Source organism: Pseudomonas fluorescens (genome assembly GCF_000968015.1).
GTDB classification, from domain to species: Bacteria; Pseudomonadota; Gammaproteobacteria; order Pseudomonadales; family Pseudomonadaceae; genus Aquipseudomonas; species Aquipseudomonas fluorescens_W.
This window is the reverse complement of the sequence record NZ_LACH01000002.1, coordinates 150,942-166,575: the sequence shown is the minus strand read 5'-3', so window position 1 is coordinate 166,575 and position 15,634 is coordinate 150,942. Positions and strand designations below refer to the sequence as shown.

Genomic DNA, 15,634 nt, shown 5'->3' with positions numbered 1-15,634 from the left:
AACTAAGCGATTGGTCGGGTAACGCGTTGCCTTGTGTTTTTCTCTCGCACTGCCTGGAGCATCTGTGCCATGAGTTCTGCCTCTCTTATAAAGACCCCACCCGAGAAGGTGACGGTCAACGGTTGGGTGTTCTACACCTCTACCGCGTTGATCCTGTTGTTGACCGCCATTCTGATCATCGCCCCGCAAGAGGCCGGCAGATTGCTCGGTATTGCCCAGGCCTGGTTGTCCCGCAGCTTCGGCTGGTACTACATGGTGGTGATCGCCGCTTACCTGGTCTTCGTGGTCGGTCTGGCGTTTTCGTCCTACGGCAAGCTCAAGCTGGGCAGCAAGGACGACACCCCGGACTTCAGCTACGGCGCCTGGGCAGGGATGCTGTTCTCGTCGGGTATCGGCATCTCGCTGCTGTACTTCGGTGCATCCGAGCCGCTGGACCACTACTTCAATCCGCCGGAAGGCGTTGCTGCCAGCAACATGGCGGCACGTCAGGCGGTTCAGCTGACATTCCTGCATTGGGGCCTGCATGGCTGGGCGATCTACGCATTGGTCGGCCTGGCCGTTGCATATTTTGCTTACCGTCATAACCAGCCGCTGGCGTTGCGTTCGGCGCTGTATCCGCTGGTCGGCGAACGTTGGGTCAAAGGCGCGGCCGGTCATGCGGTGGACGGCTTCGGCATGTTCGTGACCCTGCTGGGTCTGGTGACGAACCTGGGGATTGGTTCGCTGCAAGTGTCGTCGGGCCTTGAAAACCTGTTCGGCATGGAACACAGCAACACCAACCTGCTGATCGTGATCATCGTGATGAGCACCGTGGCGACCATCGCTGCCGTGTCCGGCGTGGAAAACGGCATTCGCCGTCTGTCCAACCTGAACATCGTGCTGTTCAGCGGCCTGCTGATTTTCGTGCTGTTGTTCGGCCCGACCCTGCACCTGCTCAACGGCTTTGTGCAGAACATCGGCGACTACCTGAACGGCGTGGTGCTGAAGACCTTCGACCTCTATGTGTACGAAGGCGACACTGAGAAGTCCGACCGCTGGTTGGGCCTGTGGACCCTGTTCTATTGGGCCTGGTGGATTTCCTGGGCCCCATTCGTGGGTATGTTCATCGCGCGTATTTCCCGTGGTCGCACGGTGCGTGAACTGGTGGCCGGCGTGCTGCTGATTCCACTGGGTTTCACCCTGGCGTGGCTGTCGATCTTCGGTAACTCGGCCCTGGACCTGGTGATGAACCATGGGGCGGTGGAGCTCGGGAAGACGGCGCTGGAACAGCCGTCGATGGCAATCTACCAACTGCTTGAGCACTACCCGGCGTCGAAAATCGTGATCGGCGTGTCGATCTTTGTCGGTTTCGTGCTGTTCCTGACCCCGGCGGATTCCGGCGCGGTGATGATGGCGAACCTTTCGTGCAAGGGCGGCAACGTCGACGAAGACGCCCCGCATTGGCTGCGGATCTTCTGGTCGGCGGTGATCACGCTGGTGACCATCGGCCTGCTGTTCGCCGGTAACTTCGAAGCCATGCAAACCATGGTGGTGCTGGCCGGTCTGCCGTTCTCGGTGGTGCTGGTGTTCTTCATGTTTGGCCTGCACAAGGCGATGCGCCAGGACGTGCAGATCGAACAGGAACAAGCGGAACTCGCAGCGCGTGGTCGTCGTGGTTTCAGCGAGCGTTTGACGCAGCTGGACTTGCAGCCGAATCAGTCGATTGTTCAGCGTTTCATGGACAAGCAAGTCAGCCCGGCGCTGGAAGATGCGGCGGTGCAATTGCGTGGTCAGGGTCTGGATGTACAGACGTTGCTGGGCAAGTCGAAACGCTGCATGGGCCTGCGGATCGAGATGGAAGAGGGCAATCCTTTTGTCTACGAAGTGAGCCTGGACGGCTATCTGGCAGCGGCGAGCGACATGGTTTCGGCTGAAAGTGCTGATGAACCGCGTGCACGTTACTACCGCGCCGAGGTGTACCTGCACAACGGCAGCCAGGACTACGACTTGATGGGCTTCACCCAGGATCAGATCACCCGTGATGTGCTCGATCAGTTTGAAAGCCATCGGCAGCTCCTTGGCCGGGTCTATAGCTAAAACTTGAGGTCTGCGGTGCAGTGAATGCACCGCAGCTCTTTTGTGGAGAGGGATTTCTGTGGCGAGGGGATTTATCCCCGTTGGGCAGCGAAGCGGCCCCAAACCAGACACCGCGGTACATCAGATAAATCGCGCTGGCCGGTTTTACGACTGCTGCGCAGCCGAACGGGGCGGTGCGACGTTTCGCTAAATCCCCTCACCACAAAAATCCCCTCACCACAGTTGTCAGCATTCCAAGCCGAATATCTGCACAAACAAAAACGCCGCGATCCTCTCGCGGCGTTTTTGTGTGTGTTGCCTTACCCCAGGTTCTTGCCGAGCAGTGCGTGATACAGCTCGCTGTCACCGAGGATCCCGACCACTTTGTTGTTGTCGTGCAGCACCAGCTTATTACCCGTCTGATAGCGAATCTGCAGCGCGTCGCGCATGCCGATGTTCGAATCCACCAGCGTTGGACGACGACCCAGCCCTTCAACCGCTTGCCCTGGAATCCAGTTCTGCAGGTCCAGGATCGCGCCGTTCTGGCGGGCGCCTTTGATGGTGTTGCCTTCGGCCAGGTCCAGCCACGAATCGCCGCCCGGATCGAGGCAGACAGAGCCATTGATGCGTTTGCAGTTGTCCAGGGTGCGCATCAGGCTGCGACCGCAGAGAACGTTCAGCGGGTTGGTGTGGGCCACGAAGGTCCGTACATAGTCGTCCGCCGGGTTCAACACGATCTCTTCAGGTTTGCTGTACTGAATGATCCGACCGTCTTTCATGATCGCAATACGGCTGCCGAGCTTCAGGGCTTCATCGAGGTCGTGGCTCACGAAAACGATGGTCTTGCTCAGCTTGCGTTGCAGTTCCAGCAGTTCGTCTTGCAGGCCTTGGCGGATCAGCGGGTCGAGTGCCGAGAACGGTTCGTCCATCAGCAGGATGTCGGCGTCCATCGCCAGGGCACGGGCCAGGCCCACGCGTTGTTGCATACCACCGGACAGCTCGTTGGGTTTCTTGTTGCGCCATTGGGTCAGGCCCACCAGCTCAAGCTTTTCATCCACCAGTTTGCGGCGTTCTTTCTCAGGGCGACCCTGCATTTCCAGGCCGAAACTGATGTTTTCGCGCACCGTCAACCAAGGCATCAGGGCGAACTTCTGGAACACCATCGCAATGCGCTTGGTGCGCATCATTTTCAGTTCCGCAGGGGTGCAGGAAGCAATGTCGATCTGCTTGCCTTCGTGCTCGACGAACAGCTTGCCGCGGCTGACGGTGTTGAGGCCGTTGATGCAGCGCAGCAAGCTGGACTTGCCGGAGCCGGACAGGCCCATCAGTACACAGATTTCACCTTTTTCGACGTCCAGGCTGGCCTTTTCAACGCCAACAATCTGCCCGGTCTTTTTCAGGATCTCGTTACGGGTCATGCCTTGATCCAGCAGCTTGAGTGCCTCGCGTGGATCCTTGGAGAAGATTACGTCGACGTTATCGAAGCGAATAATGCTCATGCGTCACCCCCTACTTTAGCTTCGGGTTGTTTGCAGATACGGTCGAGCATGATCGCCAGCAGTACGATCGCCAGGCCTGCTTCGAAGCCCAGGGCGATATCAGCAGTGTTCAGTGCGTTGACCACGGGTTTGCCCAGGCCATCGGCGCCCACCAGTGCCGCGATCACCACCATCGACAACGACAGCATGATGCACTGGGTGATACCGGCCGCGATGCTTGGCATGGCGTGGGGCAGTTCGATTCGCGAGAGCAGCTGACGTCGCGAGCAGCCAAAGGCCTTGCCTGCGTCCATCAACTCTTCCGGGACATCGCGAATACCCAGGTAGGTCAGGCGGATAGGCGCGGCAATCGCGAACACCACCGTCGAGATCAGGCCCGGGACCACACCCAGACCGAAGAGGGTCAGGGTAGGAATGAGGTACACGAAGGTCGGTACGGTCTGCATCAGATCGAGCACCGGACGCATCAGTGTGTAGAACATCGGTTTATGCGCGGCGACGATACCCAACGGCACGCCGATGACCACGCAGACCAGGGTGGCGAACAACACCTGGGCAAGGGTTTCCATGGTTTCCTGCCAGTACCCCAGGTTGAGGATCAGCAAGAAGGAGGCGATGACGAAAACGGTCAGCCCCCACTTTCGTTGAATGAAGTGAGCCAGTAGCGCGATGAGGCCGATCAATGCCAGCGGGTTGAACCAGGTCAGCGCAAAAGTCACGCCGTGGATCATCGTTTCCAGTGACACGGCGATTGCGTCGAAGGTGCTGGCGCCGTGTTGCGTCAACCATTCAACGAAGCCCGCGATGTACTGGCCTAGAGGTATTTTCTGATCAATCAGCATGGTAGTGAACGTCCGCATGCAAGGAAATAAACAGCCCGGGCGAGCGAACTCGCCCGGCGTAAGCGATTACTGCGCGAGCTTGGCTTTCACGGCCTCCAGGCCTGGTTTACCGTCAATGGTGGTCACGCCAGCGAGCCAGGTATCGAGGACCTGTGGATTCTTTTTCAGCCAGGCCTTGGCGGCCGCGTCAGGCTTCATTTTGTCGTCCAGGACGTTGCCCATCAGGGTGCTTTCCATGTTCAGCGTGAACTGCAGGTTTTTCAGCAACTGACCGACGTTGCTGCATTCCTGCGCATAGCCCTTGCGGGTGTTGGTGTAGATGGTTGCCTGGCCGAAGTTCGGACCGAAATAGTCGTCGCCGCCGGTCAGGTACTTCATCTTGAAACGCGTGTTCATCGGGTGTGGTTCCCAGCCCAGGAACACCACGGCGGTGTTGCGGCGCTGGGCGCGATCGACTTGCGAGAGCATGCCTGCCTCGCTGGACTCGACCACCTTGAAGCCGGCGTCTTTCAAGCCGAAGGCGTTCTTGTCGATCATGCTCTGGATCAGGCGGTTGCCGTCGTTGCCTGGTTCAATACCGTAGATCTTGCCGTCGAGTTCTTTCTTGAACTTGGCGATGTCGGCGAAATCTTTCAGACCTTTGTTATACAACTCTTCGGGGACGGCGAGTGTGTATTTTGCGTTTTCCAGGTTGGCGCGCAGGGTGTCCACGGTGCCGGCATCGCGGTAGGCCTTGATGTCGTTTTCCATGGTCGGCATCCAGTTACCCAGGAATACGTCCATGTTCTTGCCGTCGGCCAGGGACTTGTAGGTCACCGGTACGGAAATCATCGTGGTTTTGGTCTTGTAGCCGAGGGCATCGAGGACGACGCTGGTGGTGGCGGTGGTGACAGTAATGTCAGTCCAGCCGACATCGGAGAAGTTTACGGTGCTGCATTGAGCCGGTTCGGCGGCTTGAGCCAGTAACGGCAGACTCAGCATGGCGGCCAACAACAACGACGGGGAACCTTTCATGGATGGACTCCTTGGTGTTTTTTTTGGCAGTGTTCCGACTGGACCACCGCACTTATAGGTTGCGGTTGGATGGCGTTTTGGAGACATCTCTACCACGGCGCCTTGCAATCGAGTCGATACGATCATGTACCAGTGAAAATCTGACGCCTACAGGGTGCGTCGTAACCAGTACAGGGATGGTCGCATCCAGTGTCGGTGACGTCGTTTACAGCTTTTTTCAGCCCCCTTTGCCCCTCTGATCCGCAAAAAAACGGCGAAAACGTAGCGTCAAAGCCTCGCGGCGTTGGTGGGCATGAGTGCGTCGGTGTGAGACGTCGAACGACATGACAAAAGCCTGATGATGCGGCCATCTCGGCGGATTGCAGCTTGAGCGTAGCAGCTCCGTCACTGGGCGCTTTTGCGTCTGGAGTTGGCACATCCAGGAGTTCGGCAGTAATGGCTATCAGTGTTTTCGACCTGTTCAAAATCGGCATCGGCCCCTCCAGTTCGCACACTGTGGGGCCTATGCGCGCCGCGGCGTTGTTCGTGCAAGGTTTGCGTGAGCGGGGTCTTTTGGAACAAGTACGTCGCGTCGAAGTTCAGCTTTATGGGTCGTTGTCGGCCACCGGCATCGGTCACGGCAGCGACAACGCGGTGATCATGGGCCTGATGGGCGAATGGCCGGACGCGATCGATCCGTCGCAAATCGGCATCCGCATCGAAACCCTGCGCGAGACCCACACGTTGCTGCTCGACGGTCGTTTGTCGGTCCCGTTCATCTGGGCCCGGGACATGCGCCTGATCGACGAGAACCTGCCATTCCACCCCAACGCCATGACGCTGATCGTCGAAGGCGATGACGGTGAGCTGCATCGCGACACCTACTATTCCATCGGCGGCGGTTTTGTCGTTGATGAAGCACAGGCTTCAAGCGGCGTGGTCGATCTGGACCGCACCGTGCTGCCGTACGATTTCTCTAGCGCTGCCGAGCTGCTCAGCCTCTGCAAGCAGCACAACTTGCGCGTTGCAGAGTTGATGATGGCCAACGAGAAAGTCTGGCGCAGCGAAGAGGAAATCCGCGCTGGCCTGATGACACTCTGGCGCGCCATGCAGGATTGCGTCGAACAAGGCCTCAAGCACGAAGGCATCTTGCCCGGCGGCCTGAATGTGCGCCGTCGCGCGGCCAAGTTGCACCGCAGCCTGCAAGAACTGAACAAGCCCAACGTGATCGGCTCGACCTTGAGCGCCATGGAGTGGGTCAACCTGTTCGCCCTGGCGGTCAACGAAGAAAACGCCGCTGGCGGGCGCATGGTGACGGCGCCGACCAATGGCGCGGCGGGGATCATTCCGGCGGTGTTGCACTACTTTATGAAGTTCAGTGAGGTGGTGACCGACGCCAACGTGGTCGACTATTTCCTCAGTGCGGCGGCGGTAGGGATTCTGTGCAAGAAGAACGCTTCGATTTCCGGTGCCGAAGTCGGTTGCCAGGGCGAAGTCGGTTCGGCCTGCGCCATGGCGGCGGCCGGGCTGGCGGAGATTCTGGGGGCGACGCCGGAGCAGCTGTGTAACGCGGCGGAAATCGGTCTGGAACACAACCTCGGCCTGACCTGCGACCCGGTGGGCGGGTTGGTGCAAGTGCCGTGTATCGAGCGCAATGCGATTGCCGCGGTGAAAGCCATCAACGCAGCGCAGATGGCGCTGCGTGGCGACGGTCAGCACTTTATCTCGCTGGATCGGGTGATCCGCACGATGCGTGATACCGGTGCCGATATGCATGACAAATATAAAGAGACATCGCGGGGTGGGTTGGCGGTTAGCGCGGTGGAGTGCTGAGACCGAGTTGGTCCCATCGCGAGCAAGCTCGCTCCCACACTGGATTTGTGAACGACGCAGATCAAATGTGGGAGCGAGCTTGCTCGCGATAGCGCCAGACCAGTCAAAACTGCGCGCAAAGTGAACACCCGATTCAGAACGCGCCACGTTTTGGAGCGTCGCTTACAGATAAGCGACTTGCTCGAGATCCGGGATCCAGTTTGGCCATTACCGCCTGTCACCTGTGCCTGCGGTGACACTCTCCCTCAGGTCGCTGTAGCCCTGTTCCCACAAGTGCTACCGATTTGCTCACGCCCAACGGGGCTGAGCGCCTCCCGCCGATAATGGCACTTATAACCCCCACTCGCGGCGCGGCTTATATAGACGCGGCGCGACGTCGTTTTCAGGAGTTATTGAACGGCCATTCAATTTTAGGCATGGCATTTGCTCTGTCATTACAAAGCCCGTCTCCCGCGCGAGAACGATGGCAATAACAAGAGCCTCCGCCTGAGGCCATCACCCGCTTTGTGTGAGGAGATACCGCGATGACGACGTTCAACTCCGGGGCCCAACCCCAGAACCGTGCGCCTCAATCCATCGGCTTTCTGCTGCTGGACAATTTCACGCTTATTTCTTTGGCCTCCGCAGTAGAACCCCTGCGTATGGCCAACCAGTTGTCCGGTCGCGAGCTGTATCGCTGGAGCACGCTTACCGTCGACGGCGGTCAGGTCTGGGCCAGTGACGGTCTGCAGATCACCCCCGATTGCTCCATGCACAAAGCGCCACCCCTGGACACCGTGATTGTCTGTGGCGGTATCGGCATCCAGCGCACTGTTACCCGGGAACACGTTTCGTGGCTGCAAAGCCAGGCGCGTCAGTCCCGCCGTCTCGGTGCGGTCTGCACCGGCAGCTGGGCCCTGGCGTGCGCCGGCCTGCTGGATGGTTTCGATTGCAGCGTGCACTGGGAATGTCTGGCCTCGATGCAGGAAGCTTTCCCGCGTGTGGCCATGAGTACCCGTCTGTTCACCCTCGACCGTAACCGTTTCACCAGCTCCGGTGGCACCGCGCCGCTGGACATGATGCTGCACCTGATCAGCCGCGATCACGGCCGTGAACTGTCGGCCGCGATTTCGGAGATGTTTGTCTACGAGCGCATCCGCAACGAGCAGGATCACCAGCGTGTGCCGCTCAAGCACATGCTTGGCACCAACCAGCCGAAGTTGCAGGAAATCGTCGCGCTGATGGAGGCCAACCTCGAAGAGCCGATCGACCTCGACGAGCTGGCGGTGTACGTCGCCGTGTCGCGTCGTCAGCTGGAGCGGCTGTTCCAGAAATACCTGCACTGCTCGCCGTCGCGTTACTACCTGAAACTGCGCTTGATCCGCGCCCGGCAGTTGCTCAAGCAAACGCCGATGTCGATTATCGAAGTGGCGTCGGTGTGTGGTTTCGTGTCCACGCCGCACTTCTCCAAGTGCTACCGCGAATACTTCGGCATTCCGCCGCGTGACGAGCGCGTAGGTTCCAACACCACGCAACAAGTGGCGATGATGCCGCTGCCGCAAGCACTGGTGCTGTCGCCGTTGTCCGGGCCGTTGTCGGCGTTGAGTCAGGCGCGCAATGAGTCGACTTTCGCCAGCGTAAGGCTTTAAACCGTTGTGGCGAGGGGGCTTGCCCCCGTTCGACTGCGCAGCAGTCGTAAAGCTTTTAGGGCCGCTTCGCGACCCAACGGGGGCAAGCCCCCTCGCCACAGGTCAGGCGCTACGGCTTTGTTGATACTCCGCCAACGCTGGCAGCAGTTGCTTGTCGATGGCCTGACGCACGGCCGGCTGGATGGACGCGCTGCTGGTGTACATCTGCTTGACCATGGTGCGCAGTTCCATTGCCCGGTCGTTGTTCAAGCCCCGTACTGCGCATTCGCAGGCCTGCTCGGCGGTTGCGCCAGGGGGCACTGAAAATCCCAACGCCTTCAGCTGGCTCAACAGGTCTTCCTGGTCTATCAAATCGGCGTACATCATGACGCAATCCTTCTTCAGGGAACGGTGTCGTGGCTCGATTCTCGTAGGGGTGCGGGGTGGCGGCAAGGACGATTTGTCGCAATGGCCGCAATACCTATGAACAGGTCGTTTTCGACTAACTTGCTACGTATGAGAGTGGGCACACTGGGGTCAGCTGGCTTCACGAAGGTTTGGTCACCCTCGCGCAACGGCTCCTCAACAGTACCCACCTCTGCCCCGATCCTGTCACGGCTTGATCGGGGTTTTTTTTGCCTGTGAAACAGGAAGGGAGATGGTGACTGGACTGACGCCATCGCGAGCAAGCTCGCTCCCACAGTGATCGCATACCTCTGTAGGAGTGAGCCTGCTCGCGATGAACGATGACGCGGTCTAGCGTTGCAATACCAGGATCCGCGACAACAGTTCATCACGGTCGACATAGCAACCCTGAAAATGCCGGGCGCCGGTGGCGGGGTCGAAGGCGTTGCGGGCGTGGAGGGTGCGGCGGTTGTCGAAACACCACATTTCGCCGGGGTTTAACCGCGTCATCACCCGAAATCGCGTTTCCCTGGTCATTGCAATAAAGCGGCGGTAGGCGTGATAGAGCGCGGGCATCTGCTCGACCGACGCATCGAACGGCCCACGCAGAAAATTCGCCATGCGGATTTCCGAAACCTGCCCAAAGGCATCCAGCGCGATAATCGGCGCGAGACGACGGTAGTCGCTGTGGCGGTCTTTGTTGCGGAACTCCACAGGGATTTCACAGAGGCTTTTAAACGCCTCGGGATCTTCATGGCGCAAGGCGTCGGCAATGGCAAAACCGTCGACGAAAATACTCTCGCCACCCTCGGCGTCATTCACCAGGCAATGCAGGAATTGCAGCCCCGGTTGCAACTCCCGAGTCGGCAAATCGCTGTGCAGCGGCAGGTTGAAAGCGGTGTAGGCATTGCTGTCGGCATCGGCCTTGGATTGCACGTTGAACAGCACGCCAAAGTTGCTCTCGCGGATGAAGGAAACCCGCTGGGCGATCAGTTTCAGCGAACCCGGCTCGGTGGGCACACCGCGGACCTGAGTCAGGCCGGTATCGCGTACGGCCAGCAGCCATTGCAGCAGGGCATGGTTGTCGTTCATCAAAGCCTGGTATTCGAATACCGGCAGCTTCAGGTCGCTGTTCCAGAGCTGGCTTTTTGGCTTGGCAGCCCGGCGTTCGGCGCGGGACTCGTCATCATAGGCGTGGGCCCGTAACCAGCCGGGATCGAAGCGGCTGAGATGGCCGTCCTGCCAGTCGACACGCAGGCAGCCTTCGGCATCAATGCTGACGTCCGAGGGCTTCAGGTTTTCGGCGACGTCGACGATTTCCAGCACTTGCTCGCGGGTCACGGTGTAGACGCACAGCGGGCACGGACAGTTGTCGCGCAACCACTGATGATGAAAAGGGCTGACCCTGTTGTCGGCCCATGTCACTTGAATTCGGTCCGCCAGGGTTTGCACGGCGGTCAACGCGCTGATCAACGGGTAGGTACGGAAGTCGGCAAAAGCGGCGGCGGTGTTCAATGGCGATCTCCTTGTTATTTTTTAGGGGGTAACGCGATCACTCGGCCAATATAGGCAGGGGCGGGAAGGTCGGTTTGCTCGGCGACGATGGCTTGCAGCTTGCTCAAGGTGTCTTCGCTGAACGGTGCGGAGCGCGGCCCGGCGAGGTCAACGTGCAGCAGCATTTGTTCGTTGCCCGCCAGCTCCTTGTCACCTCCGAGCAGATGCAGACTGTGATAGAGATGCAGGCGTTTGCTGTCGTGGCCAATGATTTGGGTATGCACTTCGACGTCGGCGTCGAGCTTCACTTCATGCAGGTAATTGAGGTGCAGTTCGAGGGTGAACAGCGAGTTGCCGCTGGCTTCGCGGTTGTTGCTGTCCATGCCCAGACGATCCATCAGCGCATCGGTGGCGTAGCTGAAAATCAGCAGGTAGAAGGCGTCGCGCAGGTGGCCGTTGTAGTCGACCCAGTCGGGGATGATTTTGGTTTGGTAGGTGGTCAGGGTGGGCATGATGAGGGATCCAAATGGTGTGGTGACTGGATGGCCCCCATCGTCGGAACGCCGCCCGGAGCAAGCTCGCTCCCACATTGGTTCTGTGAACGACGCAGATCAACTGTGGGAGCGAGCTTGCTCCGGGCGGCGTTCCGACGATGGGGCCGGTCCTGTTGGTTCATTATTCGCTGAAGGCCATCCCATGCTTCTCTTTGGTGGTCTTCACCGCCTCCAGCACCGCCAGCAGGCAATCATCACGATAGCGCTCCAGCGCCGAAATGCTGTGCGTGCCCAACTGATCACTGGTGCCATCCACCACATCATCAATCAACTTGTCGGTCAGTTCCGGCGCCGGCAGATACGTCCACGGCAACTGCAGCGCCGGCCCGAATTGCGCCATGAAGTGCCGCATGCCTGCATCGCCACCCGCCAGGGTGTAGGTCAAGAATGTGCCCATGAACGACCAGCGCAGGCCCGCGCCAAAGCGAATCGCATCGTCGATTTCACCGGTGGTCGCCACACCGTCGTTGACCAGGTGCAGCGCTTCACGCCACAACGCTTCGAGCAAGCGGTCGGCGATAAAACCGGGTACTTCCTTGCGCACATGAAGCGGACGCATGCCCAAGGATTCATAGACTTTCATTGCCGCTTGAACGGCTTCCGGAGCGGTGTTTTTGCCGCCAACCACTTCCACCAGCGGCAGCAGGTAAACCGGGTTGAACGGGTGCCCGACGACGCAGCGTTCCGGGTGCGTCGAACTCTCGTAGAACTCGCTCGGCAACAGGCCGGAAGTACTGGAGCCGATCAAGGCATTGGGCTTGGCCGCCGCGCTGATTTTGCTGTGCAGTTCCAGTTTCAGGTCCAGACGCTCAGGGGCGCTTTCCTGAATGAAATCCGCGTCGCGAACGCATTCTTCAATGGTTGCGACAAAGCGCAGCCGATCCTGCGATGCGCCTGGCGCCAGGCCCTGTTTCTCCAACGCACCCCAGGCATTGGCGACGCGTTTGCGCAGCGCGGCTTCGGCACCGGGCGCCGGGTCCCAGGCCACCACGTCGAGGCCGTGGGCGAGGGCGCGGGACACCCAACCGCTGCCGATGACACCGCTGCCCAAGGCTGCGAAGGTTTTAATTTCGGTGATAAAGCTCATGGCGACTTCCTGAATTTGGCTCAAAAAAACTGTGGGAGCGAGCTTGCTCGCGATGGCGGTATTACTGCCGCAGATAATGCGTCGGATGTACCGACGTCATCGTCGGAACGCCGCCCGGAGCAGGCTCGCTCCCACAGGGGGAAAGGGTGGGGTTAGCCGCGCTTGGTCAGGCCCATTTTTACCCGGCCTTCCGCCGGGGTCAGGACACGGGCGCCGAGGCGGCTGAGAATTTCCGAAGCGCGTTCAACCAGTTGGCCGTTGGTCGCCAGTACGCCCTTGTCCAGCCAGATGTTGTCTTCCAGACCGACCCGCACGTTGCCACCGAGCAGCACCGCTTGCGCCGCCATCGGCATTTGCATGCGACCGATGCCGAAACCGGCCCAGACTGCATTGGCAGGCAGGTTGTCGACCATGGCTTTCATGGTGGTGGTGTCGGCCGGCGCGCCCCACGGGATGCCCAGGCAGAGTTGGAACAGCGGGTCGTCGAGCAGGCCTTCCTTGATCATCTGCTTGGCGAACCACAGGTGACCGGTGTCGAAAATTTCCAGCTCGGCCTTCACGCCCAGCTCTTGAATGCGTTTGGCGCCAGCGCGCAGCTGGGCCGGGGTGGACACATAGATGGTGTCGCCGTCGCCGAAGTTCAGGGTGCCGCAATCGAGGGTGCAGATTTCCGGCAGCAGCTCTTCAACGTGGGCCAGACGGGTCAGCGGACCGACCAGGTCGGTGTTCGGGCCGAATTCCATCGGGTTCTCGCCAGCGCCGATTTCCAGGTCGCCGCCCATGCCGGCGGTGAGGTTGACGATGATGTCGACGTCCGCCTCGCGGATGCGCTCCATCACTTCGCGATACAGCGCTACATCACGGCTGAATTTGCCGGTTTCGGGGTTACGCACGTGGCAGTGGACCACGGTGGCGCCGGCCTTGGCAGCTTCCACGGCGGCCGCGGCGATTTGTTTCGGAGTGACCGGCACGTGTGGGCTCTTGCTGGTCGTGTCGCCAGCACCGGTGAGTGCGCAGGTGATGATGACGTCGTGGTTCATGAGGCGGTTCCTGTTCTTTATGGGAATGGCGTGCGTGATTAGTCGATTCGCAGCCCTGTCGGGCTGCGAATCGGTGGTTCAATCGGGTTTATTTGGTGGTCAGCTGCAGGTTTTCAGCGGCGGGTTTGCCATCGAAGGTGGTCACGCCTTCGAGCCAGCGTTGCTTGTCTTGCGGGTGATCTTTCAGCCATTGCTTGGCCGATTCGAAAGCGTCCTTGTGATCCAGCAGCGGCTGCATCATCCGGCTCTCGTCTTCGGCGGAGTAGGTCAGGTTGCTCAGCAAGCGACCGACGTTCGGGCATTGCTCGGCGTATTTCGGCGCGGTGACGGTCCAGACCGTGGCCATGCCTTCGTCCGGGCCCAGAGCGTCTTCACTGCCAGTGAGATAGGTCATCTGCACGTTGACGTTCATTGGGTGCGGCGCCCAGCCGAAGAACACCACGGCTTCCTTGCGTCGCACGGCGCGATCCACCGCCGCGAGCATGCCGGCCTCACTGGACTCGACCAACTGGAACTTGCCGAGGCCAAACTGGTTCTTGGCGATCATCGCCTTGATCTGGGTGTTGGCCCCCGAACCAGGCTCGATGCCGTAGATCTTGCCGCCCAGTTCTTTCTCGAACTTGGCGATGTCGGCGAAGGTTTTCAGGCCCTTTTCGGCGAGATACGTCGGTACGGCGAGGGTGGCGCGGGCGTCTTTCAGGCTTGGCGCTTCAAGTACTTTGACCTGCTTGCCATCGACGAACGGCGTGATGGTCTGGGTCATCAGCGGGTTCCAGTAGCCCAGGAACAGATCCAGGCGCTGGTCGCGGATCCCGGCGAAGATGATTTGCTGGGATGCGCTGGTTTGTTTGGTGTTGTAGCCGAGGCCATCGAGCAGGACTTGGGTCATGGCACTGGTGGCGATCACATCGGTCCAGTTCACGACGCCCATGCGTACGTTCTGGCATGAAGCAGGTTCGGCCGCCATGACGCTGGCGCTCAGGAAAGCGGTACCGCTGAGTGCAAGAACACAGCTGCTGATCAGTCGTTTCATCTCAGGTTTCCTCGGCAGTTCGTTATTGTGGGTCCGGTCATCTTCGTGCGCCGGTGATGCCAAGTTACGCAGCTTAAGGCCCGCTAAAGCGCACTGCGGCGACCAGCTCTTGCACTGCAGCGACCTGCGCTCTTGATTGCCTGTCGCAAGTGGCGTATCAACGACCACACGCTCCCCGCCCTCTCGTTACCTGCCAATCGAGTGCGCTCCATGTCCCAGGATTTCTACTTCTTGTTGATGCCGGGTTTCTCGGCGATTGGATTTATCTCGGCCATCGAGCCGCTGCGGGTCGCCAATCGCTTTCGTGGCGAGCTGTATCGCTGGCATGTGCTCAGCGCGGACGGCGGGGCGGTGTTGGCCAGCAACGGCATGTCGGTCAACGCCGATGCCGCGCTCGAACCGCTGAAGAAAGGTGCAACCTTGTTAGTGGTCGCCGGCTTCGAACCCTTGAAATTCGCTACCCCCGCGCTGGAGCACTGGTTGCGCCGGCTGGACAACGAATGCGTGACCCTCGGCGCCATCGACACCGGCAGCTTCATCCTCGCCGAGGCCGGCCTGCTCGACGGCCACCGCTTGACCCTGCACTGGGAAGCCATCGACGCGTTCAAGGAGTCTTATCCACAGCTCAGCGTTACCCAGGAGCTGTTCGAGATCGACCGTCGACGCATTACCTCCGCCGGCGGCACCGCTTCCATCGACCTGATGCTCGACCTCATCAGCCAGGCCCACGGCCCGGAACTGGCGATCCAGGTCAGCGAACAATTCGTGCTCGGTCGCATCCGCCCGCGCAAAGACCACCAACGCATGGAAGTCGCCACGCGTTATGGCATCAGCAACAAGAAACTGGTGCATGTGATTGGCGAGATGGAGCAGCACAGCGAACCGCCGCTGAGCACGCTGGAATTGGCCGAATCGATCAAAGTCACGCGACGGCAGCTCGAGCGATTGTTTCGGCTGCATTTGCACGACACGCCGAGCAATTTCTACCTGCGCCTGCGGCTGGAGAAAGCGCGGCAGTTGTTGCGGCAGACGGATATGAGTGTGTTGGAAGTGAGTATTGCGTGCGGGTTTGAGTCGCCGTCGTATTTCACCCGCAGCTATCGGGCGCGGTTTGAGCGGTGTCCGCGGGAAGACCGGCGGCGTTTGGGAGATGGCCGGGAACTGGTCTGAACACAAATTTCGACAGCAACAG

General features: G+C 59.8%; 13 protein-coding genes. 4 read left to right on the top strand and 9 right to left on the bottom strand.

Annotation, left to right across the window (positions count from 1 at the left end; all coding sequences use genetic code 11):
- The first annotated feature begins 126 nt into the window (after positions 1-126).
- Positions 127-2,076: a BCCT family transporter gene (locus tag VD17_RS01955; protein ID WP_259674532.1), complete on the top strand. Its 1,950-nt coding sequence runs from the start codon at positions 127-129 to the stop codon at positions 2,074-2,076.
- Positions 2,077-2,375: 299 nt separating this feature from the next.
- Here VD17_RS01955 and choV read toward each other — a convergent pair whose 3' ends face one another.
- From choV to VD17_RS01940, 3 genes are all read right to left on the bottom strand, one after another.
- Positions 2,376-3,554 (bottom strand): choline ABC transporter ATP-binding protein, encoded by a 1,179-nt coding sequence (choV, locus tag VD17_RS01950; RefSeq protein ID WP_046052443.1) that lies wholly within the window; start codon positions 3,552-3,554, stop codon positions 2,376-2,378.
- Complete coding sequence (gene choW / locus VD17_RS01945; RefSeq protein ID WP_033060358.1) at positions 3,551-4,396, bottom strand: choline ABC transporter permease subunit; 846 nt, start codon at positions 4,394-4,396, stop codon at positions 3,551-3,553. Before choW ends, choV begins: the two co-directional genes overlap by 4 nt.
- A gap of 66 nt (positions 4,397-4,462) precedes the next feature.
- Complete coding sequence (locus VD17_RS01940; protein WP_046045294.1) at positions 4,463-5,410, bottom strand: choline ABC transporter substrate-binding protein; 948 nt, start codon at positions 5,408-5,410, stop codon at positions 4,463-4,465.
- Positions 5,411-5,845: 435 nt separating this feature from the next.
- Between VD17_RS01940 and VD17_RS01935 the strand changes: the two genes are divergently transcribed.
- Entirely contained in the window at positions 5,846-7,222 is a 1,377-nt protein-coding gene (locus tag VD17_RS01935; protein WP_046052442.1) for an L-serine ammonia-lyase, read from the top strand.
- Between the two features lie 524 nt (positions 7,223-7,746).
- Positions 7,747-8,850 carry a GlxA family transcriptional regulator gene (locus VD17_RS01930; RefSeq protein WP_033060353.1) on the top strand — a complete coding sequence of 368 codons (1,104 nt, stop codon included), beginning with the start codon at positions 7,747-7,749 and terminating at the stop codon, positions 8,848-8,850.
- 102 nt (positions 8,851-8,952) lie between these two features.
- Here the strand turns inward: VD17_RS01930 and VD17_RS01925 are convergent, their stop codons facing one another.
- From VD17_RS01925 to choX, 6 genes are all read right to left on the bottom strand, one after another.
- Entirely contained in the window at positions 8,953-9,216 is a 264-nt protein-coding gene (locus tag VD17_RS01925; RefSeq protein ID WP_033060352.1) for a hypothetical protein, read from the bottom strand.
- A 369-nt stretch (positions 9,217-9,585) separates the two neighbouring features.
- Positions 9,586-10,749, bottom strand: a complete 1,164-nt coding sequence (locus VD17_RS01920; RefSeq protein WP_046052441.1) for a gamma-butyrobetaine dioxygenase — start codon at positions 10,747-10,749, stop codon at positions 9,586-9,588.
- Between the two features lie 14 nt (positions 10,750-10,763).
- Positions 10,764-11,240 (bottom strand): thioesterase family protein, encoded by a 477-nt coding sequence (locus VD17_RS01915; protein WP_046052440.1) that lies wholly within the window; start codon positions 11,238-11,240, stop codon positions 10,764-10,766.
- A gap of 163 nt (positions 11,241-11,403) precedes the next feature.
- Positions 11,404-12,369, bottom strand: coding sequence for an L-carnitine dehydrogenase (locus tag VD17_RS01910; RefSeq protein ID WP_019580670.1), 966 nt, complete (start codon positions 12,367-12,369; stop codon positions 11,404-11,406).
- Between the two features lie 152 nt (positions 12,370-12,521).
- A complete protein-coding gene (locus tag VD17_RS01905; RefSeq protein ID WP_046052439.1) occupies positions 12,522-13,409 on the bottom strand; it encodes a 3-keto-5-aminohexanoate cleavage protein in 888 nt (295 codons plus the stop codon).
- A gap of 88 nt (positions 13,410-13,497) precedes the next feature.
- Positions 13,498-14,442 (bottom strand): choline ABC transporter substrate-binding protein, encoded by a 945-nt coding sequence (gene choX, locus VD17_RS01900; protein WP_046052438.1) that lies wholly within the window; start codon positions 14,440-14,442, stop codon positions 13,498-13,500.
- 210 nt (positions 14,443-14,652) lie between these two features.
- Between choX and VD17_RS01895 the strand changes: the two genes are divergently transcribed.
- Positions 14,653-15,612, top strand: a complete 960-nt coding sequence (locus VD17_RS01895) for a GlxA family transcriptional regulator (RefSeq protein WP_046052437.1) — start codon at positions 14,653-14,655, stop codon at positions 15,610-15,612.
- The last annotated feature ends 22 nt before the right edge of the window (positions 15,613-15,634 follow it).

Bases quoted from the DNA above. Each gene is read 5' to 3' on its own strand.
- choV (WP_046052443.1), bottom strand. From the start codon at position 3,554: ATGAGCATTATTCGCTTCGATAACGTCGACGTAATCTTCTCCAAGGAT.
- choW (WP_033060358.1), bottom strand. From the start codon at position 4,396: ATGCTGATTGATCAGAAAATACCTCTAGGCCAGTACATCGCGGGCTTC.
- VD17_RS01940 (WP_046045294.1), bottom strand. From the start codon at position 5,410: ATGAAAGGTTCCCCGTCGTTGTTGTTGGCCGCCATGCTGAGTCTGCCG.
- VD17_RS01935 (WP_046052442.1), top strand. From the start codon at position 5,846: ATGGCTATCAGTGTTTTCGACCTGTTCAAAATCGGCATCGGCCCCTCC.
- VD17_RS01930 (WP_033060353.1), top strand. From the start codon at position 7,747: ATGACGACGTTCAACTCCGGGGCCCAACCCCAGAACCGTGCGCCTCAA.
- VD17_RS01925 (WP_033060352.1), bottom strand. From the start codon at position 9,216: ATGATGTACGCCGATTTGATAGACCAGGAAGACCTGTTGAGCCAGCTG.
- VD17_RS01915 (WP_046052440.1), bottom strand. From the start codon at position 11,240: ATGCCCACCCTGACCACCTACCAAACCAAAATCATCCCCGACTGGGTC.
- VD17_RS01910 (WP_019580670.1), bottom strand. From the start codon at position 12,369: ATGAGCTTTATCACCGAAATTAAAACCTTCGCAGCCTTGGGCAGCGGT.
- VD17_RS01905 (WP_046052439.1), bottom strand. From the start codon at position 13,409: ATGAACCACGACGTCATCATCACCTGCGCACTCACCGGTGCTGGCGAC.
- choX (WP_046052438.1), bottom strand. From the start codon at position 14,442: ATGAAACGACTGATCAGCAGCTGTGTTCTTGCACTCAGCGGTACCGCT.
- VD17_RS01895 (WP_046052437.1), top strand. From the start codon at position 14,653: ATGTCCCAGGATTTCTACTTCTTGTTGATGCCGGGTTTCTCGGCGATT.